The organism is Jiangella ureilytica (assembly GCF_004348545.1).
GTDB lineage: Bacteria > Actinomycetota > Actinomycetes > Jiangellales > Jiangellaceae > Jiangella > Jiangella ureilytica.
The window spans coordinates 1-21,227 of record NZ_SMKL01000071.1 but is presented as its reverse complement, the minus strand read 5'-3'; the positions used below and the strand labels follow the sequence as shown (position 1 = coordinate 21,227).

18 protein-coding genes are annotated in these 21,227 nt (G+C 72.2%); 8 read left to right on the top strand and 10 right to left on the bottom strand.

Going from position 1 to position 21,227, the window contains the following annotated elements; translation table 11 throughout:
* Nucleotides 1-77 precede the first annotated feature (77 nt).
* Nucleotides 78-1,142 (bottom strand): ATP-dependent DNA ligase, encoded by a 1,065-nt coding sequence (locus tag E1212_RS23765; RefSeq protein WP_131987072.1) that lies wholly within the window; start codon nt 1,140-1,142, stop codon nt 78-80.
* Nucleotides 1,143-1,174: 32 nt separating this feature from the next.
* On the bottom strand, nt 1,175-1,876 hold the full coding sequence (locus E1212_RS23760; protein WP_203417144.1) for a dihydrofolate reductase family protein: 702 nt from the start codon (nt 1,874-1,876) through the stop codon (nt 1,175-1,177).
* Between the two features lie 24 nt (nt 1,877-1,900).
* Here E1212_RS23760 and zapE point away from each other — a divergent pair, with 24 nt between their 5' ends.
* Together zapE and E1212_RS23750 are read left to right on the top strand one after the other, a co-directional pair.
* Complete coding sequence (zapE, locus tag E1212_RS23755) at nt 1,901-2,938, top strand: cell division protein ZapE (protein ID WP_131987070.1); 1,038 nt, start codon at nt 1,901-1,903, stop codon at nt 2,936-2,938.
* A gap of 72 nt (nt 2,939-3,010) precedes the next feature.
* On the top strand, nt 3,011-3,571 hold the full coding sequence (locus E1212_RS23750; protein WP_131987068.1) for a DJ-1/PfpI family protein: 561 nt from the start codon (nt 3,011-3,013) through the stop codon (nt 3,569-3,571).
* 62 nt (nt 3,572-3,633) lie between these two features.
* Here E1212_RS23750 and E1212_RS23745 read toward each other — a convergent pair whose 3' ends face one another.
* Complete coding sequence (locus tag E1212_RS23745) at nt 3,634-5,925, bottom strand: HelD family protein (RefSeq protein ID WP_131987067.1); 2,292 nt, start codon at nt 5,923-5,925, stop codon at nt 3,634-3,636.
* Between the two features lie 117 nt (nt 5,926-6,042).
* On the opposite strand from E1212_RS23745, the gene E1212_RS23740 reads away from it, so the two are divergent.
* The 5 genes from E1212_RS23740 (at nt 6,043) to E1212_RS23720 (ending at nt 10,576) form a co-directional block, all read left to right on the top strand.
* The gene (locus E1212_RS23740; RefSeq protein ID WP_131987065.1) at nt 6,043-6,888 is read left to right on the top strand and encodes a PPK2 family polyphosphate kinase; all 846 of its coding nucleotides are present in this window, start codon (nt 6,043-6,045) and stop codon (nt 6,886-6,888) included.
* Between the two features lie 150 nt (nt 6,889-7,038).
* The gene (locus E1212_RS23735; protein ID WP_131987063.1) at nt 7,039-7,458 is read left to right on the top strand and encodes a DUF6220 domain-containing protein; all 420 of its coding nucleotides are present in this window, start codon (nt 7,039-7,041) and stop codon (nt 7,456-7,458) included.
* Entirely contained in the window at nt 7,455-9,377 is a 1,923-nt protein-coding gene (locus tag E1212_RS23730) for a multicopper oxidase family protein (RefSeq protein ID WP_131987061.1), read from the top strand. Before E1212_RS23735 ends, E1212_RS23730 begins: the two co-directional genes overlap by 4 nt.
* Nucleotides 9,367-9,612, top strand: coding sequence for a hypothetical protein (locus E1212_RS23725; RefSeq protein ID WP_131987059.1), 246 nt, complete (start codon nt 9,367-9,369; stop codon nt 9,610-9,612). Before E1212_RS23730 ends, E1212_RS23725 begins: the two co-directional genes overlap by 11 nt.
* Before the next feature lie 247 nt (nt 9,613-9,859).
* Complete coding sequence (locus tag E1212_RS23720; protein ID WP_131987057.1) at nt 9,860-10,576, top strand: class II aldolase/adducin family protein; 717 nt, start codon at nt 9,860-9,862, stop codon at nt 10,574-10,576.
* A 12-nt stretch (nt 10,577-10,588) separates the two neighbouring features.
* Here the strand turns inward: E1212_RS23720 and E1212_RS23715 are convergent, their stop codons facing one another.
* From E1212_RS23715 to E1212_RS23680, 7 genes are all read right to left on the bottom strand, one after another.
* Complete coding sequence (locus tag E1212_RS23715) at nt 10,589-11,845, bottom strand: MFS transporter (protein WP_131987055.1); 1,257 nt, start codon at nt 11,843-11,845, stop codon at nt 10,589-10,591.
* A 39-nt stretch (nt 11,846-11,884) separates the two neighbouring features.
* Complete coding sequence (locus tag E1212_RS23710) at nt 11,885-14,017, bottom strand: tripartite tricarboxylate transporter permease (protein ID WP_131987053.1); 2,133 nt, start codon at nt 14,015-14,017, stop codon at nt 11,885-11,887.
* Nucleotides 14,018-14,061: 44 nt separating this feature from the next.
* A complete protein-coding gene (locus tag E1212_RS23705) occupies nt 14,062-15,099 on the bottom strand; it encodes a Bug family tripartite tricarboxylate transporter substrate binding protein (protein ID WP_131987051.1) in 1,038 nt (345 codons plus the stop codon).
* Nucleotides 15,100-15,178: 79 nt separating this feature from the next.
* Nucleotides 15,179-16,204, bottom strand: a complete 1,026-nt coding sequence (locus E1212_RS23700) for an LLM class flavin-dependent oxidoreductase (RefSeq protein ID WP_131987049.1) — start codon at nt 16,202-16,204, stop codon at nt 15,179-15,181.
* A gap of 365 nt (nt 16,205-16,569) precedes the next feature.
* Nucleotides 16,570-17,751 carry a uroporphyrinogen-III C-methyltransferase gene (gene cobA / locus E1212_RS23695; RefSeq protein WP_131987047.1) on the bottom strand — a complete coding sequence of 394 codons (1,182 nt, stop codon included), beginning with the start codon at nt 17,749-17,751 and terminating at the stop codon, nt 16,570-16,572.
* The gene (locus tag E1212_RS23690; protein WP_131987045.1) at nt 17,751-18,446 is read right to left on the bottom strand and encodes a phosphoadenylyl-sulfate reductase; all 696 of its coding nucleotides are present in this window, start codon (nt 18,444-18,446) and stop codon (nt 17,751-17,753) included. The genes cobA and E1212_RS23690 overlap by 1 nt, the downstream gene beginning before the upstream one ends.
* Before the next feature lie 225 nt (nt 18,447-18,671).
* Nucleotides 18,672-20,336, bottom strand: a complete 1,665-nt coding sequence (locus E1212_RS23680; RefSeq protein WP_131987041.1) for a nitrite/sulfite reductase — start codon at nt 20,334-20,336, stop codon at nt 18,672-18,674.
* Between the two features lie 335 nt (nt 20,337-20,671).
* On the opposite strand from E1212_RS23680, the gene E1212_RS23675 reads away from it, so the two are divergent.
* The gene (locus E1212_RS23675) at nt 20,672-21,052 is read left to right on the top strand and encodes an LPS-assembly lipoprotein LptE (RefSeq protein ID WP_131987039.1); all 381 of its coding nucleotides are present in this window, start codon (nt 20,672-20,674) and stop codon (nt 21,050-21,052) included.
* Nucleotides 21,053-21,227 lie beyond the last annotated feature (175 nt).

Here is a 21,227-nt window from a genome sequence, read left to right as displayed (position 1 = left end):
GGGTCGGCGCCTGGCCGGATGCGGCTGGGTTGGCACACCATACCGGCCTCGTCTCCATTGTCGCTCAGGGGCGGCGATCAGCGAAGGACGTCCGCGAGGTCGAACTTGACCGGTTCCTCCAGTTGCGCGTAGGTGCACGACGACGGCTCGCGATCGGTGCGCCAGCGGACGAACTGGGCGGTGTGCCGGAACCGGACGCCCTCCATGTGGTCGTAGCGGACCTCGACGACGCGCTCGGGCCGCAGCGGGACGAACGAGAGGTCCTTGCCGGCGCTCCAGCGGCTGTACTCGGCGTTGCGCGGCGTACGGGTGCCCTCTTCCTGCTTCGCCCACGACCAGGGGTGGTCGTCGAACGACGTGACCAGCGGCTGCAGCTCCTGGAACAGCTCTTCGCGCCGCTTCATGGGGAACGCCCCGATGACGCCGACGCTGGCCAGCACGCCGTCGTCGCCGTAGAGGCCGAGCAGCAGCGAGCCGACGCGGTCGGGCCCGCTCTTGTGCACGCGGTAGCCGGCGACGACGCAGTCGGCCGTGCGCTCGTGCTTGATCTTGAACATGACCCGCTTGTCGGGCTCGTAGACGCCGTCGAGCGGCTTGGCGATGACGCCGTCGAGCCCGGCGCCCTCGAACTGGTGGAACCACTGCTCGGCCAGCGCCCTGTCGGTCGTCGCGTTGGTGACGTGGACGGGCGCCTGCGCGGCGGCGAACGCCTCGAGCAGCGCCTTGCGGCGGTCGCGGAACGGCTGCTGCGTGTAGTCGTCGTCGCCGAGGGCGAGCAGGTCGAAGGCGACGAACGTCGCCGGCACCGTCTCGGACAGCATCTTCACCCGGCTGGCCGCGGGGTGGATGCGCTGCTGCAGCATCTCGAAGTCGAGGCGGTCGCCCCCGTGGCCGACCAGCACGATCTCGCCGTCGACCACCGCGCGCTCCGGGAAGTTCGCCTTCACGGCCTCGACCAGCTCGGGGAAGTACCTGGTCATCGGCTTCTCGTTGCGGCTGCCGATCTCGACGTCGTCGCCGTCGCGGAAGATGATGGACCGGAAGCCGTCCCATTTGGGCTCGAAGCTGAGATCGCCGTCGGGGATCGTCTTCACGGGCTTGGCCAGCATCGGCGGCACGGGCGGCAGGACCGGGAGTCGCATGTGACCAGTCTGTACCACGCCGCCGGCGAAGCTCACCCGCGCCGCGCCATCCAGCGCATCAGCAGGGTGCCGCCGTCCTCGATCAGATGGCCCAGTGACCAGTCGCTCTCCAGCGGCAGCGGTGTCTCCAGCAGCCGCGCGGAGTGCCCACCGACCATGCGTGGCGTCAACGTGTAGCAGAGATCGTCGAGCGCGCCGGCGGTGACGATGTGGGCCAGCAGGTGCGCGCCGCCCTCGCACAGCAGTCGCGTGAGGCCGCGGTCGGCCAGCGCCTCCCGGGCGGCGGCGACGTCCAGCTCCTCGTCGCCGGCCAGAATGACGTCGGCGACGGCGGCCAGACGGGCACGATGGTCGGCGGGCGCCGATTCGACGGTGATGACGATGGTGCGGTGCGTGGCCTCGGTGAACAGCGGCGCGTTGTCATCGAGCCGCAGGGACCGGCTGACGACGGCGATCGGGCGGTCGACCGGTCCGTACCGCTCTGCCCGCACGGTGCCCGCTCCGGCGATGACGACGTCGCAGAGCCGGCGCAGCAGTGACAGCACCACGCGGTCGGGCGGGCTGGACACCGTCCTCGATCGGCCGTCGCTGCCCTGGGTGGCGCCGTCGAGGCTGGTCACCATGTTGGCCCGCAGCCAGGTGGCGCCGCCGCCGAGTGGGGGATAGGCGTAGGCGGCCTCGAGGCCGGCGACGTCGACGGCGGCACCGTCGGCGGGCGGATAGAGCTGCTGCACGGGAAGAACCTTACGATTGTCGGCATGCCGACGAGCCTCGCCGACCGTCGTCCCGACGTGCCGGCGTCGCGGCTCGTCGCCGACATGGTGCCGCCGCCGCGGTTCCGCGACGTCAGCTTCGACGGCTATCGCGCCGATCCCGCCGTCCCCAGCCAGGTTGCCGCCGTCGCCGCCGCTCGCTCCTTCGCCGCGGGGATCGACGACGGCGTCGGCGTACGGCGCCGCGGGTGGTTCCGCCGCGGGGCCGCCGTGCCGGAGCCGGGGAGCGGCCTCTATCTCGACGGCGGCTTCGGCGTGGGCAAGACGCACCTGCTGGCATCGCTCTGGCACGCCGCGCGGGTGCCGGCGGAGCGGAAGCTGTTCTGCACCTTCGTCGAGCTCACCAACCTCGCCGGGGCGCTGGGCTTCGGCGCCACCGTCGAGGCGCTGTCGGCGCACAGGCTGGTCTGCGTCGACGAGTTCGAGCTCGACGACCCCGGCGACACCGTCCTCGTGTCGACGCTGCTCGGGCGGCTGTCCGAGCGGGGCGTCCGGCTGGCCGCGAGCAGCAACACGCTGCCCGGCCAGCTCGGCGCGGGCCGGTTCGCCGCGGCGGACTTCCTGCGCGAGATCCAGCGGCTGGCCGACCGGTTCACCGTCGTGCGGGTCGACGGCGAGGACTACCGCCACCGCGGGCTGCCGTCAGCGCCGTCGCCCGTGCCGGACGCGCTCGTGGTGTCGTCGGCGGTGGGCGACGACGTGACCCTCGATGACTTCGACGCGCTCGCCGCGCACCTCGCCACCGTTCACCCGTCGCGGTACGGGCCGCTGCTCGACGGCGTCCGCCGCGTGCACCTGCGCGAGGTTCACACCGTCGACGACCAGCCGGCCGCGCTGCGGCTCGTCGTCCTGGCCGACCGCCTCTACGACCGCGACGTGCCCGTCGTCGCCGGCGGGGTGCCGCTGGACCGGCTGTTCACGCCGGAGCTGCTGGCCGGCGGGTACCGCAAGAAGTACGTCCGCGCGGTGTCCCGGCTGACGGCGCTCTCGCGCGATGGGGTCGCCTCTCTCGGATCGCGATAAGAGCACTGGTCGGGGCTGTCGCGACGGCGGAGACTGCGAGGAGCAGAGTCCGTGCGACGAGGAGGTCCGACCATGCCCAAGGTGCTCATCCTGACCGGTGACGCGGCCGAGGATCTGGAATTCTTCTACCCGTACCAGCGGCTGCTCGAGGAGGGCTACGAGGTCGACGTCGCGGCGCCGTCGGTGAAGAAGCTGCAGTTCGTGGTGCACGACTTCGTCGACGGGTTCGACACCTACACCGAGAAGCCCGGCCACAGCTGGCCCGCCGACGTCGCCTTCGCCGACGTCGATGTCGACGACTACGTGGCGGTGGTCGTGCCCGGTGGCCGCGCGCCCGAGTACATCCGCAACGACCCCGACGCCCAGCGCATCGTCAAGCACTTCATGGACAGCGGCGCGCCGACGGCGGCCCTGTGCCACGGCCCGCTGCTGCTGGCGGCCGCTCAGACCCTGTCCGGTCGCCGGTCGGCCGCCTACCCGGCGCTCGCGGTCGACGTCGAGACGGCCGGCGGCACCTTCGTCGACGGCGCCGGCGTCGTCGACGGCAACCTGGTCACCGGCCGTGCCTGGCCCGACCACCCGCAGTGGTTCGGCGCGTTCATGGAACAACTGCGCAAGACCGCCCCCGCCTGAGAGCGGACGGCCGGCGGTCTGCCGGCGCTACAGCACCAGCAGACCGTCGACCGTCGCCGCGGTCACGAGGCGAGCATCGGGGGCAGCGGCTCGGCGTGCACGAGCACCAGCCGCTGCGTGGGCCGGGTGACGGCGACGTAGAGGTCGGTGGCGCCGCGGACCGACTCGGCCAGCAGCTCGGCCGGCTCGACGACCACGACGGTGTCGAACTCGAGGCCCTTGGCCTGGCCGACGGTCAGCACCGTCACCGGCGCGTCCAGAGCATCCGCCGTCGACGCGCGCGAGACGGCCAGCGGCAGGGTCGCGGCCAGGCCGGCATGAATCTCGTCGAGCCGCGCGGCCGGCGTCAGCACGGCCAGCCGCCCGGTGCCGACGGCGTCGAGCTCGGCCGCGACCTCGGCGGCCAGCTGCTCCACGAGGTCGAGCGACGACCACACCGGCACGACGCGCGGCTGCTCGCCCGTGGAGCGGACCGACGCCGGCGCCTCGAGCGCCGGGTCGATGGAAGCGAGCACCCGTGAAGCGAGATCCATGACCTCGCTCGGCGTGCGGTAGTTGACCGTCAGCGTCTCCTGGCGCCACCGGCCCGGCACGTGCGGCTCGAGCACGTCGGCCCACGAGCGCGCACCGGCGGCCGCGCCGGTCTGGGCGATGTCGCCGACCACCGTCATCGACCGGCCGGGCGCCCGGCGCATGACCATGCGCCACGCCATGGGCGACAGCTCCTGCGCCTCGTCGACGATGACGTGCCCGAATGCCCACGACCGGTCCAGCCCGGCCCGCTCGGCCACGGAACGACGCGCCTCGCCGCCGCGGTAGCGCGCGGCCACCAGCTCGGCGTCGACGGGAATCTCGAGGGACAGCTCGTCGAGGAGGTCGCGGGCGTACTGGATCTCGGCCTCCTCGCGCTGCCGGGCCAGCCGCGCGGCCTCGTCGGGGTCGTCGATCTCGCCCAGCAGCTCCGCGGCCTCGTCGAGCAGCGGCACGTCGGACGTCGTCCACTCCGCGCCGGGCGGGCGCGCCAGCAGCGAGCGCTCGGCCGCCGTCAGGTCGCCGGCTGCCGACGCCAGCAGCGACGGCGACGCGAACAGCTCGCTGAGCAGCCGCTCCGGAGTCAGCGCCGGCCAGAGCTCGTCGACGACGGCGGCGACACCCGGCTCCGCGGCGAGGTCGGCGCGGATCTCGGCGAGATCGTCCTCGTCCAAGGACTCGCCCAGCACCCGCGCCTGCTCGTCGGCCAGGTGGGTGAGCAGTTCGCGGACGAACACGCGGCGGGCGACGTTGTGCGGCTTGCGGGCGCGGCGGGCGCGGGTGCGGGCGGCGCGCACGGCCGGCGGCGTCAGCGTCAGCTCGACGCGGTCGACCTTGATGTCGACGGCGCCGGCCGTGAGCAGCCGCTGCCGGTCGCGGACGGCGGCGGCGACGACCTCGGCCATGCGGGCGTCGCCCTTGACGATCGCGACGTCGGCGGGGTCGTCGCCGGCGGCCTCGACCCCCGGCACCAGCTCGCCGACCGTCGACAGCACGACGCCGGTCTCGCCCAGCGACGGCAGGACCTGGTCGATGTAGTGCAGGAACGTGCGGTTGGGCCCGACCACCAGCACGCCGCTGGAGCCCAGGCGGTCGCGGTGGGTGTAGAGCAGGTACGCCGCGCGGTGCAGCGCCGCGACCGTCTTGCCGGTGCCCGGGCCGCCCTGGACCACCAGCACACCGGCCAGCGCCGAGCGGATGATGCGGTCCTGCTCGGACTGGATGGTCGCGACGATGTCGGACATGTGGCCGGTGCGCGCCTCGGTCAGCGCCGCGAGCAGCGCCGCCTCGCCACGCAGCGTGCCCTGGCCGCCGGCCGGCATGGCGTCGAGGTCGAACACCTCGTCGTCGACGGCGAGCACCTTGCGCAGGCGGGTCTGGATGTGCCGGCGGCGGACGAGGTCGCCGGGGTCGGCCGCGGTGGCCCGGTAGAACGGCTCGGCGGCCGGTGCCCGCCAGTCGACCAGCAACTGCTCGTAGTCGTCGTCGGACAGGCCCATGCGGCCGATGTAGCTGGTGTGGCCGTCGTGGAAGTCGAGCCGGCCGAAGCAGAGCCCGCGGTCGACGGAGCCGAGGCGTTCGAGCCGCTCGACGTCGCGGGCGACGAACGCCTCGCGATCCCACACCGACGCGTGCGTGCCGCCGTGCTCGCGGTACAGCGTGGCCAGCCGGGCGCTCAGCCGGGCCTTGAGCTCGTCGAGGCGCTCGTAGAGCCGGGTGATGTAAGGCTGCTCCTCGTCGACGGCGTCGTCGTGGGCGGCCGTATGGGTATGCGGCCGCCCGGCGCCGTCGGGCGAAACTCCGGACGGAACGGGAGTCGTCAATTCCGTCTCGCGGTTCTCGGCGTCGATGACATTCCCTTTCCGGGCCGTTTCGGTCCTGCCGACCGAATCGTCAATTGTAGCCGCCCGTGGTCCGACTCCCTCCGTTACGCTGAATCGATGAGTCAGCCGTCGTGGTCGTCGCTGCTGCGTGTTCCCTCCGGGCCGGTCGACCTCGCCGGCATCGACACCCGGTCCACGCCCGGGTTCACGGGCAAGAAGGCCGACGGCCAGGCCGCGCTGGCCGAGGTCGAGCCGGTCCTCTCCGACCTTCAGGAGCGGCTGTTCGCCCACGGGCGCAGCGGCGGCGAGCGGCGGTTGCTGCTGGTCCTGCAGGGCATGGACACCTCCGGCAAGGGCGGCACGCTGCGCAAGGCCGTCGGGCTCATGGACCCCCAGGGCGTCGCCATCCGGTCGTTCAAGGCGCCCTCGGCCGACGAGCGCAGGCGCGGCTTCCTGTGGCGCATCCGGCAGGCGCTGCCAGGGCCCGGCAGCGTCGGCGTGTTCGACCGCAGCCACTACGAGGACGTGCTCGCGGCGAAGGTCCGCAAACTCGTCCGGCCCGCGGTGATCGAGACGCGCTATGACGCGATCAACGACTTCGAGCGCGAACTCACCGACGCCGGCTGCGTCGTCCTGAAGGTGATGTTGCACATTTCCGCGGACGAGCAGAAGGCGCGGCTCGCCGAGCGGTTGGACAATCCCACGAAGTATTGGAAGTACAACCCCGGCGACATCGACGACCGCGCGCTCTGGCCCGACTTCCAAGCCGCCTACGAGGTCGCGCTCGAGCGCTGCGACACCGACGCCGCGCCCTGGCACGTCGTCCCGGCCGACCGCAAGTGGTACCGCAATCTCGCCGTCACGAAGCTGCTGGTCGAGCACCTCGAGGCGATGAAGCTCGAGTGGCCGCCCGCCGACTTCGACATCGAGGCCGAGCGGGCCCGGCTCGACGCCTCCTCCTGACGGACGTACGCCCGGGGGAGTACGCGGCGGCGCCCGGCCTACGCAGATCTGCGTAGCCGAGGCCGTTCCGCAGCGGACGACTCGCACCCCCGCACGGGCGAATGATCGTTCCCGAGGGCCGGCACCGGTGCCGGCCGGAGGGAGCACGACATGCGCAAGGTCTTCCTCGGCTTCGCGTCGCTCATGCTGGCGGCGGTCGTGGTGCAGTTCTACCTGGCGGCGGTCGGCGCGTTCGACGACGCGCCCCGCGACGAGGCGTTCGGCGCGCACGCGATGGTCGGCACGTCGCTGCTGCTGCTCGCCGTGCTGGCGACGATCGTGGCGGCGCTCGCCCGGGTGGGCGGCCGGCTCATCGGCATGACGGCGGCGATCGCCGGCCTGACGCTGCTGCAGAGCCTGATCCGGGTACTCGCCGACGCCCTGAACGACGGCGACACGTCGACGACCGCCGGGCAGCTGGTGTTCGGCCTGCATGCGCTCAACGGGCTGGCGATCGGCGGGCTCGCCGGCAACGTGCTCGTCGAGGCGCGCAAGGCGGCGAAGACCGAGCGGCCCTCCGTCGCGACGTGAGCACCGGGCAACTCGTCCTCCTCGACCACGTCGTGGCGGTGCTGACGGCGGCGCTGTGGCTCGGGGCGGGCACGGTGGCGGCGGCGTCGCCGCGCCGGGTGCTGGTGGTCGCTCTGGCCGGCGCCGGCCTGCTGGCGGTGGCCGGGCGGCTCGCGCTGGTCGCGGTGCTGGCCGGGCGAGGCTGGTGGTTCGTCCAGGAGAAGGTGCTGCTCGGCGTGCCGCTGCTGGCGGTGGCGACGGCGGCCGGCGCGGTCCTCGCCGGGCGGCGGCTCGTGCGGCCGGGCGGCGGTGCCCTGCCGGCCCCCGGGGTGGTGGCGCTGTTCGCGGTGGGATACGCCGCGCTGGCCGGGTTCGTGGTCACCTACGTCGGCGGCTATCCGCTGACCTGGAGCGTCGCCCTGCTCGCGGTGGCCGGTGCGGGTGCCGCGGTGCTGCTGACCGCCCAGGTCCTGGCCCAGCCGGGCACAGCCGCCGAACCCGCGGAAGCGACGCCGTCCGGGCCGGCGGTGTCGCGACGACGGCTGCTCGGTGTCGCCGCCGCGGGAGCGGGCGCCGCGGGCGTGGCGCTGGCGTTCGTCCGGGCGCCGGCCGCCGACGCGGGCGGGGGAGCGGCCGCCGTCCACCCCATCGCCCACGGCACCGCCGTGACCGAGCTGCGCGGCCCCACCGCCGCGGCGGCGGGCGGCGCCGTCCGTCCGTACACCGTCACCGCCCGCACCGCGACCGTCGCGCTCGCGTCGGGCCGCCGGGTCGACGCGTGGACGTTCGACGGCGCGCTGCCCGGGCCGCCGCTCACCGCCGTCCAGGGCGACCTCCTCGACGTCACGCTGCGCAACGAGGACATCGGCGACGGCGTCACGCTGCACTGGCACGGCTACGACGTCCCGTGCGGCGAGGACGGCGCGCCCGGCGCCACGCAGGAGGTCGTCCCCGCCGGCGGTGAGTTCCGCTACAGGTTCCGCGCCGACCAGGCGGGCACGTTCTGGTACCACACCCACCAGGTCTCGCACCTCGGCGTGCGCCGCGGGCTCTTCGGCACGCTCGTCGTCACCCCGCGCGAGGCCGAGGCCGAGGCCGCCGCCGTCGACCTCGTCCTGCCGGTGCACACCTTCGACGGCGTCGTGGCGATCGGCGCCGACGACGGCGTGCTGCGGCAGGCCGCCGAGCCGGGCGCCGCTGTCCGGCTCCGGCTGCTGAACACCGACTCCGACCCGCACCGGTTCGCGCTCGCCGGGACGGCGTTCCGGCTGGTCGCGGTCGACGGGCGGGACCTGAACGAGCCGGGCGAGCTGTCCGAGCGGGGGCTGCGGCTGCCGGCGGGCGGCCGCTACGACCTCACGTTCACCATGCCCGCGTCGTCTGTCGTGTTGACGGTGGACGGCGAGGTGCGGCTGCGGATGGGCGGAGGCGACGACGTGGCGACCGGGGAGTGGCCCGAGCTCGACCTGCTCGGCTACGGCGCGCCGGCGGACGTCCCGTTCGACCTCGGCACGGCGTACGACCGGCACTTCACGATGGTGCTCGACCGCGGCGTCGCCATGGTCGACGGCCGGCCGGCGTTCGCGCAGACGGTGAACGGCCGCGGCCATCCGTCGATCCCCGAACAACTGGTGGCCGACGGCGACCTCGTCCGGTTCACCGTCGTCAATCGCAGCCTCGAGACCCACCCGTGGCATCTGCACGGGCACGGCGTCCTGGTGCTCGCGCGCGACGGCCGCCCGGGGACCGGCAGCCCGCTGTGGGTCGACACCTTCGACGTCCGGCCCGGCGAGGTCTGGGACGTCGCGTTCGAGGCTCGCAACCCGGGCGTCTGGATGAACCACTGCCACAACCTGCCGCACGCCGACCAGGGCATGATGCTGCGCCTGCGGTACGACGGTGTCAGCGCGCTGCCGGGCGGGCACGGTCATGACCACTGACGCCGGCGTCGACCCGACGGTGGAGCGGCTGCGGCGCCGCGGCGACGCGATCATCGGCCGCGAGCTGACCCGCCTGGCCGGCCGGGCGCAGGCGCTGGGGCCGCAGGACCTCGCCGTTGTCGAGGCGGCCCTCAACGACCTCGTGGAGCGACTGGTCCTGGCCCGGCTGCGAGCCCTCCCGCATCGCGCCGCCGAGGTCGACCGCCTCTTCACCGACCCCGGCTCCGGTCGCTGACCCCCAGCCCACGTTGATCGTGGAGTGACCGCGCAGGTCCGGGGCGAGATGCCCGATCGATTCCGCAGTCTCTCCAAGATCGACGGGATGGGGGTGGGCGGCGCGGCGGGTGCCTGGCCCGGCGACCCCCCAGTACGCCGGACCAGAACCCGTTCCGACGGCGCGCGGTCCACGAGATCGGACGCCCGGAACCTATTGCCACGCCTCCGCATAGATTATCTTAAATCCAACCCGACCAGGAGGCCACATGAGCGACCCCGACCTCGAGCAGTTGAAGCGCGACCTCGTCACCTGTACCCGGCTGCTGGTGATGGCCGACATACTCGACTACAGCGGCCATCTGAGCGCGCGGATCCCCGGCACCGACCACGTCCTGATCCAGCCTCGCGACGCCAGCCGCGCCGCGCTGAGCGCCGAGGACATGCTGGTCGTCGACCTGGACGGGAACCTCGTCGAGGGCGAGATCCCGCCGCCGGCCGAGACGGCGATCCACACCGGCGTCTACCGCAACCGGCCCGACGCGAAGCTCGTCTGCCACGGCCACCCGACGCTGTCGACGACGTGGAGCATGACCGACCGGACGTTCCTGCCGATGCGCCACTTCGCCTACAAGCACCCCGAGGGCCTGGCCGTGCACCCCGACGCCACCCACATCACCACGCGCGAGCAGGGCGACGCCGTCGCGAAGACCCTCGGCGACGACAGCGCCTGCCTGCTCCGCGCCCACGGCACCGTCCTCGTCGCGCCGACCATCCAGGAACTGCTGATGGACTGCCTCGACCTCGAGGAGAACGCCCGCACGCTGCTCGTCGCGACGCAGCTGACGGCGGGCGGCGGCGAGCTCCGGCCGCTCAGCGCCGGCGAGTGCACTGAGATCGGCCGGAGCTACAGCCGCAGCCGGCACCGTCCGAACAAGGTGTGGGAGCACTACGTGCACCGCGGCACCGCGGCCGGCATCCTCTAGGCGACGACCGAGCTACGACGACGGGTGCGGCGGCGGGCCGAGCCGGGCCTGGACCGCCGCCACCCGCCGCGCCACCCCGACCGACGCCAGCCCCACCGCACCCAGGACGAGGAACGTCTGCGAGATGGTCAGCACCAGCGTCGCGGCGCCGAACAACGCGGGCGCGGCGAACTTGCCGACGTTGCGGACCATGCCGGTCAGCCCGACGTAGGTCGACCGCAGTCCCGGCGGCGCCAGCTCCGTCACCAGCACGTTGTGCGCCACCCCGTAGACGCCGTCCTGGGCGCCGAACAACAGCATCGCGATGATCGCCACCGCCACCCACTCCCCGGCCGCCATGCCGCCCACGGCCAGCGCCGCCACGACCAGGCTGCCGCCGATGAGCTGCGCCGACGTCCAGCGGCCGGCCAGCTTCTCGGTCAGCGCGGCGGTGCCGGCGGAGATCGCGGCCGAGACGCCCATGACGACGCCGACGGCCGCCGGCGACAGCCCGAGCTCGTCGGTCGCGAGCAGCGGGAAGAACGTGATGACGGGGAACTTGAACACGAACCGCATCGCGGCCAGGATCTGCACGCCGACGACGGCGGGCGCCCTCAGCACCGCCCGCATCCCGGTGGGCTTCTCGGGGGTCCCGACGGTGTCGGCCGCGGCTCCCGTCGTGGCCGCGTCAGACACCGTCCGGGCCAGGGGCGGCAACACCCGCCAGGCCATCAGCGCGAGCGGCAGCGCCAGCAGCTGCAGCGCGAACGGCGACGACCAGCCCAGCTGCCAGGCGAGCAGCAGCCCGGCGACGATCGGCAGGACGGCCTCGGCGATCGCCATCATGATGATGCGGCGGCTCTGCCCGCGAGCCGCCGCCGGTCCGGAGGCCACCACGTCGCCGATGACCGCCACCGTCAGCGACAGCACCGCGCCGAACGCCGCGCCCTGCACGAACCGGATCGCCAGCAGCGCCCAGAACGGCATCTCGAGCAGCAGCAGCCCGCCGCCGATCGCGAACAGCAGCAGCGACCCGGCGATGACCGGCCGGGTGCCGATGCGGTCGGCCAGCATGCCGCCGACGAGCGCCGACACCACGCTCGGCAGCAGGTAGACGCTGGTGATGAGCGCGACCTCCGCCGAGGTCAGGCCGAACTGGTCCTGGATGGCCGGCAGGGCGGGCGCGATGCCCTGCATGCCCGAGGTCACGATCGCCGAGGACAGGCTGGCCACCAGGATGACCAGGCCTGGCGAGACGCCGCCCTCCGATCCCTTCGCACGATCCGCCATGGACGGGCCACTCCCTTCTCGACAACGGTGGACCGGCGGTCAGAAGGGCAGCAGCAGGCCGCCCTCGAGCGGCATCCTCAGGACGGACACGAACAGCACGTACAGCGCCGCCGACGTGACGACGGTGACGATGGCCGACGACCGCCAGCTCTCGCGGCCGACGTAGCGCATGAGCAGGAAGAGCACGACCGGCACGGTGATGGCCAAGCCGACCAGCCAGACCCCGGCGGCGAACGCCACCAGCAGGATGATCGCGTTGCGCATGCGGGTCGCCACGTCGGCCCGGGTGGCCTCCTCGTCCACGGCCTCCGCGGGCGCCGTCGTCGTCTCGACCTTCGTCGCCACCTGCCGGGCCGGCTGAGTTCCGTCGTCGCCGTCGGCCGCCCCGGGCTCGTCCACGTGGTCGAGCACGCCCTCGGGCAGGTGCATCATCTGCTCCATGCCGGGCCCGTCGGCGATGACCCCGCCGAACCGGCGCCGCAGCACCGGAACGGCCGCGACGGCCAGGTAGAGCAGCACCAGCGCCAGCATGATCGTCGAGATGATCACCGGGAAGGTGCGGGACTGCTCGCGGAAGTCGGTCGCCAGGATCAGCGAGCCGGCCGCCACGACGCCGAGCCCGCCGATGACCGCGAGCGTGAACGGCCGGGTCGCCGACCGGACGCCCTCCACCTTGGCCTCGGCCGACACCTTGGCCCGCCGGATCGACACGATCTCGAAGACGATGACGGCGACCGTGAGGATCACCAGCACCAGCGAGATGGGCCGGCTGACGAAGGCGCTGAGCCCGCCGAACGTCTCGACCGACTGCAAATAGGACCGTTCCACCATCGGGCCGAGCACCAGGCCGAGGATCAGCGGGATGACCGGCATTCCGATGGCCCGCATCGCGTAGCCCAGCAGGCCGAACCCGATGGCGAACAGCACGTCCGTCGTCCGCGACTCCAGGCCGTACGCCCCGGTGACCGCCAGCACGATGATGAGCGGGGCGAGCAGGCTGGCCCGCACCTTCGTCACCTTCGTCAGCCAGGGCGCGAACACGATGCCGAAGCTCGACGACACGAAGCTCGCGCCGATGATCACCAGAATGCTCATCCAGACGATGTCCGGCTGGTCGCGGATGAGGTTCGGGCCGGGCGTGATGCCGTGCATGATCATCGCGCCCAGCACGATCGCCCAGTCCGCGCTGCCCGGGATGCCGAACGCGAGGCTCGGCAGCGCCGCGCCGGCGTCCTTGGCGTCGTTGGCCGCCTCCGGGGCCAGGACGCCCCGCGGGTCGCCCTGCCCGAACTTCGGGTCGCGGACGGTCTTCGCGGCCTGGAAGTAGGCCAGGAAGGCCGCCAGCGTCCCGCCGACCGCCGGGATGAGGCCGATGCCCGTGCCCAGTACCGAGCTGCGCACCAGCAGGAACGGCTTGGTGAAGACGTAGCGGGCGCCCTCCCAGACCTGCGAGCGGCCCAGGCGGCTGGTGCGGGCGTCCGTCGCCACCTTCTGGTTGTGCACGATCAGACTCAGAGCCTCGGTGACGGCGAACAGGCCGATGAGCACGATGACCGCGCCGATGCCGTCGTACAACTCCGCCTGGCCGAAGACGTACCGGACGTCACCGCCGATGGGCGCGAAGCCGACGAACGAGATCAGCAGGCCGACCATGCCCGCGATCAGGCCCTTGATCATCGAGCCGCGCGACGCCACCGCGATGACCGCCAGCCCGAGCACCCCGAGCATCGTCAGCTCCGGGAAGGAGAACGACAGCAGGATGCTGCGGGTCAGCGGGAACAGCGCGATGATGATCGCGATGCCGATGAGCGAGCCGAGGAACGACGCCATCGCCGACACACCGATGGCGAAGCCGCCGCGCCCTTGTCTCGACAGCGGATAGCCGTCGTAGGTCGTGGCCGCGTTCACCGACGACCCCGGCGTGTTGATGAGGATCGCCGTGATGGATCCGGCGAAGTTCTGGCCGGCGAGGGCCGCGACGAACAGGCCCATCGCCTGCATGGGCTCCATGTCGAAGGTGAACGGGATCATGAGGGCGATGCCCACCGATCCGCTCAGCCCCGGCAGCAGTCCGAAGATCGTTCCGTTCAGAACGCCGATGAAGAACCACAACAGGAACGACCACGTCGTCATCTGCTGCAGGGCTTCGAGCAGGCCAGAGCCGAAATCCACGAGCCAAACCTCCTGTCAGGCGCGCCGGAGCGCGGCCCGATCCGTCAGCCGTCGGCCAGTTGCGGGACGAGTTCCTCCATCTGCGTGATCTGATCCGCGATGGCCGCCTCGGTCTCCTCGGCGGTCCGCGGGACGATCGGCCGGCCGGCCTCCTCGGCCCAGGTGACGAACTCCTCGTCGGCCATGGTCTCGGCCAGTGCGGTGCGCAGGTACTCGGCGACGGGCTCCGGCAGGTCCGGCGGCGCGACGATGACACGCAGCTCGGTGACGGCGCCGGCGAGCTCCGGGAACCCGGCCTCCTCGGCGGTCGGCACGTCCTGCAGCCACTCGACGGAGTCGGGCAGCTGGTCCTCGGTGCCCAGGTACATGAGCGGGCGGATGTCGCCGGACTCGACGAACCCGACGAGGTCCGTGCTGCCGTAGACGAAGAAGTCGGCGTCGCCGCGCAGGGCCGCCGTCACGACCTCGGCCGAGCCCTCGGCGCCGTAGGTGACGTCGGCGTCGAGCTCGAGCGCCTGGATGGTGGCGAGGCCGGCCAGCGCGGACGACGAGCCCTCCTCGACCGTGATGGCCCGGATGTCCTGGGCCGCGATGAGGTCCTCGATGGTCTCGAACTCGGAGTCGGCCGGCACATAGACGACGTAGCCGTTCTCGTCGACCTGGCCGAGGACGGTGAACTCGCTGGTGGTCCACTGCGCGAGGTCGGGCTCCTGGATCTCCTGCGCGATCGCGGCGGGCATCGGCAGGATGCCGATCGTGTAGCCGTCCGGGTCGGCGTTGAACATCGAGGCGATGCCCTGGGGCAGCGGGGGAGAGTTGCGGACGACGATGTTGACACCGTCGGGCAGGTGGCCGGCCTGCATGACCTCGGCGATGCCGCGCGAGTAGGTGTCGAAGCCGCCACCAGGCGTGTAGGGCACGATCCACTCGATGTCGCGGTCGGGTTCCCAGGACTCGTCCTCGGAGCTGGCCGCGGTGTCGTCGCCGCCGCACGCGGCGAGGACCAGCGGGGCGGCGACGGCGAGCGCGGCCGCGAGCGCCGCGCGACGGCGGCGCGGCGGCTGGGGTGTGGTTCGGGACATGAACTCGTCCAATCCTTCAGCTGGGATGTACGAACGAACTCCGGGGTCTTGGGGGTGCCGCGTCCGCCGGCCGACGGTGTCAGTCCCGGTAGAGCGGCAGGATCTCGTCGGCCCAGAGGGTCATCTGGTCCTCGAGATCGTCGATCGACGGGTAGATGAGCTTGAGCTCGAAGTGGGTCACGCCCGCTTCGACGAACTCCTCCACCCGCCTCTTCACGTCGTCGACCGAGCCGAAGATGTGCCGGTCGAGCGCGAACGAGATGTCGTCGACATCGCGCTCGTACGTCGTGCTGCTGGTGCGGACCGTGGGGATCGCGCGCTCCAGGGCGGCGTCGCGGTCGCGCTTGATGACGGCGAGCTTCTCGACGGCGATGGTGATCGCCTCGGGGTCGCGGCCGTGCTCGGTGGCGGTCTCGCGGACGATCTCCGCGCCGCGGGCCATCTCCTTCGGCGAGAGCCAGCCGGGCACCCAGCCGTCGCCGACGCGGCCCGTGCGGCGTGCGGCGAAGTCGGTCCAGCCGCCGACCCAGATGGGCGGGTTCGGCTGCTGCAGCGGCTTCGGGTAGATCTCGGCGTCGTCGAAGTTGATGTGCTTGCCGTGATAGGTCGCGAGCGGCTGGGTCCAGATGGCCCGCATGGCGTCGATGTACTCGTCGGTGAGGCTCGCCCGCTTCTTGAAGTCGACCTCGAACACCTCGAACTCGTTCGACGACTGGCTGGCCTTCGAGCCGAGGCCGACGCCGGCGATGAGCCGGCCGTTGCTGAGGTGGTCGAGGGTGGCCAGCTGCTTGGCGGCGTAGATCGGGTTGCGCGTCGGCATGACCAGGCAGGCGACGCCGATCTGCACGCGGCTGGTGACCGCGGCGAGGTAGCCGATCACGGTGAGCGCCTCGTAGAAGTCCGCCGACTGGTCGTCAGCCAGGGCCTCGTGCGCCCCCGAGGAGATGTGGTGCCGGTGCATCTCGGTGCTCCACACCACGTGGTCGTGCACGAAGATCGAGTCGAAGCCCAGCTCCTCGGCCGTCTGCGCCGTCCGGACGATGTTCTCGACACCGGACAGCGGGCCCGAATTGGGCACCCGGATACCGAAAGAGATCTTGGCCATCAACCGCTCCCGTGAGTCGTGCCGACGTCGACCGTGTGTGACTCGGCCGGCTGCGGACGAGTGTGCTCAGCCCGCAGCCGGCCGGCTTGTGGCGACCAGGCAACCCTGGACGTATGTCGATTGAAGATACAGGATCCAATCTTCACGTCAAGGGGTGTGCGCTCCAGTCCTCGATGCCGATCGCGGCATGTCACAGGCGTATGTAAAGGGCGTGTTACAGCTGCGACAGGGTCGCATCCGAAAATGGCGGTATTCGCCCGTTTTGCCATGACCACCACCACGCACCACCCCGGCCCAGGGCGAGGTGATGCGTCTGGGTGCTCATGGCGAAGCGGCCGGCGGGTGCGGCCGGCCGGGCTGCGGTCTCAGGCGGTCGCGAGCCCGGCCACGTCGCCGACGACGATGACGGCGGGGGGCTCGGCGCCCGCTTCGGCGGCCGCGCGCGCGATGCCCGACAGCGGCGCTGTCGTGACCCGCTGCCGGGGGCCGAAGCCGTCCTCGACGACGGCGGCCGGGGTGTCCGGGTCCATGCCGTGCGCAACGAGCTGGGCGGCGGTGTCGGCGAGCAGGCTGACGCCCATGAGGAAGACGAGGGTGCCCTCGGTGCCGGCGAGGTTGGCCCAGTCGAGGCCCTCGTGCCCGGAGACGACGGTGAACTGCTTGGCCAGCCCGCGGTGCGTGACGGGGATGCCGACGGACGCGGGCACGGCGACGGCGCTGGTGACGCCGGGGACGACTTCGACGGCGACGCCCGCGGCCCGGCAGGCGGCCGCCTCCTCGCCGCCGCGGCCCAGCACGAACGGGTCGCCGCCCTTGAGACGGACGACCTGCTTGCCGGCTCGGGCGTGCTCGACGAGCAGCCGGTTGATCTCGTGCTGGGGGACCGGGTGGTGGCCGGGCGTCTTGCCGACGTCGATGACCTCGACGTCGTCGTCCAGCTCGGCCAGCAGCGCGCGCGGCGCCAGCCGGTCGACCACGACGACGTCGGCCGCGGCCAGCAGCTGGCGCCCGCGGGTCGTGATGAGCCCGGGATGCCCGGGGCCGCCGCCCACGAGGGCGACCTGCCCCCGTCGTTCCCCCTGCCGGGTGCGGCGCAGCGGGAGGTCGCCGGTCTCCAGTGCGGTCTGCACGGCGTTGCGCAGCCGGACCGCGCGGCGCGGGTCGCCGCCGGCCGTCACGGCGACCAGGACGTCGCCGACCCGGGCGACCGCCGGGGTCCACGCGGCCGAGCGGGCGGCGTCGTCGGCGCGGACGCACCAGGTGCGCTGGGCGTCGGCGGCCGCCGCGACGGCGTCGTCGACCCGTGGGTCGCCGGTGGCGGTGTGCACGAGCCAGGCGCCGTCGAGGTCGCCGTGTGCGTAGTCGCGCGGCGACCACGTGACCCGGCCGGCCGCGACCAGCTCGGCCAGCGGCTCGCACAGGTACGGCGCGACCAGGTGCACCTCGGCGCCGGAGTCGACGAGCGGGTGCGTGCGGCGGGACGCGACCGGCCCGCCGCCGACCACGACGACCCGCCGGCCGGCGACGTCCAGCTGCAGCGGGTACATCAGATGTTGATCCCGCACTCGGTCTTCGACGAGCCGGACCAGCGCCCGGCGCGCGCGTCCTCGCCCGGTGCGACGGGGCGGGTGCACGGCTCGCACCCGATGGACAGGAAGCCGAGCTCACGCAGCGGGTTGACCAGGATGTTGTGCTGCTCGACGTAGGCGTCGACCTGCTCGTCGGTCCAGGTGGCCAGCGGGTTCACCTTCACCTTGCCGCGCTTGGGGTCCCAGGCGACGACGGGGGTGGCGGCGCGGCTGGGCGACTCGGAACGGCGGACGCCGCCGGCCCAGGCGTCGTACGGCTTCAGGGCGCGGTCGAGCGGCCAGACCTTGCGGATGGCGCAGCACAGGTCGGAGTCGATCTCGTAGAGCTTGCCGTACTCGGCCTCGTGCTCCGGGACCCGCAGCGGGTGCGTGATCGTCTCGACCTCGACGTCGTACGTGGCGGCGATGGCGTCGCGCGTGCCGATGGTCTCGGCGAAGTGGTAGCCGGTGTCGAGGAAGAGCACCTTGATGCCCGGCACCGCCGTCGACGCGACGTGCGAGAGAACACCGTCGGCCATGGAGGCGGTGATGGCGAACCGCTCGCCGAAGGTCTCGTGCGCCCAGCGGACGATCTCGCCGGCGGAGGCGTCCTCCAGGTTGCGCGCGGCGTCCAGCGCGAGTGCCTCGAGGGAGTTCGTCGGGCAGAGGGTCATTCTGCGCTCCTTCTGGTCGAGAGGCCACTGGTGGAAAGGCCGAGCAGTTTCACCGAGAAGACCCGCAGACAGGACCGGCACTCCCACGCGCCGTGCGGCTCCACAGCCACACTCCCGCTCTCGGCGGAGGCGCGTGCCTCGAGCGCGGGAAAGAGGTCCTCCTCCGCGCAGAACGGGCAGTGCATGATCGCGGCCCTGGTCTCGGCCATGTCTAGTTCGCCGTCCTCACTGGAGTGCGTCCTCGTCCGCGCGGGCCACCCACTGGGCGAACCGCTCACCGTCGGTGCGCTGCTCGACGAAGCGCCGGACGACGCGCTCCACGTAGTCGGGCAGCTCCGCCGCCGTCACCTTGAGGCCGCGCAGCTTCCGGCCGAAGCCGGCGTCGAGGCCCAGCCCGCCGCCGAGGTGGACCTGGAAGCCCTCTTCACCCTTGACGACCTGCCCCTTGAGGCCGATGTCGGCGACCTGGATGCGCGCGCAGGAGTTCGGGCAGCCGTTGATGTGCAGCGAGATCGGCACGTCGATGTCGGCCGTCAGGTCGGCGAGGCGCCGCTCGAGGTCGCCGACGGTGTCGAAGGCCAGCTGCTTGGTCTCGACGATGGCCAGCTTGCAGTACTCGAGGCCGGTGCAGGCCATGGTGTTGCGCCGGAACACGCTGGGGCGGGCCTGCAGCCCGATGGCGTCGAGTGCGGTGACCAATGACTCGACCTGGTCGCCGTCGACGTCGAGGATGACGAGTTTCTGGTGCGGTGTCGTGCGCAGCCGGCCCGATCCGTGCGCCTCGACGACGTCGGCCAGCTTGGTGAGGATCGAGCCGGAGACCCGGCCGACCAGCGGCGCGACGCCGACGTAGAACCGGCCGTCCTTCTGCTCGTGCACGCCGACGTGGTCGATCGGCTCGACGTGCCCGGGCGGGGGCGGGCCGTCGATGAGACGACGGCCGAGGTACTCGTCGCTCTCGAGAACTTCCCTGAACCTCTCTGGGCCCCAGTCGTCGATGAGGAACTTCAGCCGCGCGCGGTGCCGCAGGCGGCGGTAGCCGTAGTCGCGGAAGATCCCGACGACGCCGGCCCACACCTCGGGCGCCTCGTCGAGCGGGACCCAGGCGCCCAGCCGGACCGCCAGCTTCGGGTTCGTCGACAGCCCGCCGCCGACCCACAGGTCGAGGCCCGGGCCGTGCTCGGGGTGGTCCACGCCGACGAACGCGATGTCGTTGGCCTCGTGGACGATGTCGGGCAGCCCGCTGATGGCCGACTTGAACTTGCGCGGCAGGTTCGAGAACTCCGGCGAGCCGATGTAGCGGCGCTGGATCTCGTCGATGGCCCAGGTGGGGTCGAGCACCTCGGCCGAGCTGATGCCGGCGACGGGGGAGCCGAGGATGACGCGCGGGACGTCGCCGCAGGCCTCCGTGGTGCTCAGGCCGACCGCCTCGAGCTTCTCCCAGATGACCGGCATGTCCTCGACCCGGATCCAGTGCAGCTGGATGTTCTGCCGGTCGGTGACGTCGGCGGTGTCGCGCGCGTACGTGGTCGAGATCTCCGCGACCGTCCGCAGCTGCTCGAGGCTGAGCGCACCGCCGTCGATGCGCACCCGCAGCATGAAGTACTCGTCGTCGAGCTCGTGCGGCTCGAGGACGGCGGTCTTGCCGCCGGGGATTCCGGGACGGCGCTGCGTGTAGAGGCCCCACCAGCGGAACCGGCCGCGCAGGTCCTGCGGGTCGATGCTGGCGAACCCGCGCTTGCTGTAGATCGTCTCGATGCGCTTGCGGACGTTGAGCCCGTCGTCGTCCTTCTTGGTCCGCTCGTTCGGGTTCAGCGGCTCCAGGTGGCCGAGGGCCCACTGCCCGTTGCCCCGGGGGCGCTTGGGGGCCGGCGTCTGCGTGGGAGACATGTGCAGTGCAGTCCTCGAGGGTTCGGGGACGCACGGTGCGCGCTGGTTCTTCGGCGTGTGGGATGTCCGGGGTGCCCGCCGGCGCGACCGCGCGCCCGGCTGGATGAGCGCGGGGCGGTCAGAACGCCAGACAGAGCATGCTGTCCATGCGGCCGTAGTCGACGTGGCGTCGACTCACCAGCAGCAGTGGAATGACGGACAACATGAAGAGCATCGTGCCATGCAGTCGCGCTGCTGGCGAATGGCCTGTCCATCATTCGGGCATAAGTGTCTTGTATCCTGAGATTGCCTAGCGGGTCAGTAGGTTTTAATGTGCCGTGTGTAGGGTCGGCGCCGTGCGACGAATCCTGCTCCCCATTGTCCTGCTCTCCGCCGGCGTCCTGACGCTGACCGGGTGCTCCGAACAGCTCGACCAGGGCCTCAACGACCTCGCGGCCACGGCTCTGGAGGATGCCGTCACGCGGCAGCTCTCCGACGCGGGGGTGACGCTGGAGAGCGGCCCCGACTGCTCGACCGACCTGACCCGCGACGGGTCGTCGTTGTCCGGCGACGCGTCCTGCACGGGGACGGCGGTGGACGGCCGCGACGTCCGCGCCGAGTTCGACGGCACGCTGTCGAGCTCCGGGTGCACCGGGTCGCTGGGCGTGTTCGTGGACGACCAGGCGATCGCCCAGGTCGAGGAGATCCCCGACTGCTCGGTGAACGTGAGTTTCTGACGGCCCTTCTGAGGGGTCGCCGGGGTTGGGTGTGGTTGCGCTGGGTTCCCCCGTCCCCCTGCTGCCCATTCTCTTAAGCCGCGCGGGTGCCCTCAAGTCCGCGCGCTCTGTGCTTGCGCGCCGCCGGGGTCGGGGCGCTTGGACTTGACCGCACCCGCGCGGCCTAAGAACGGGC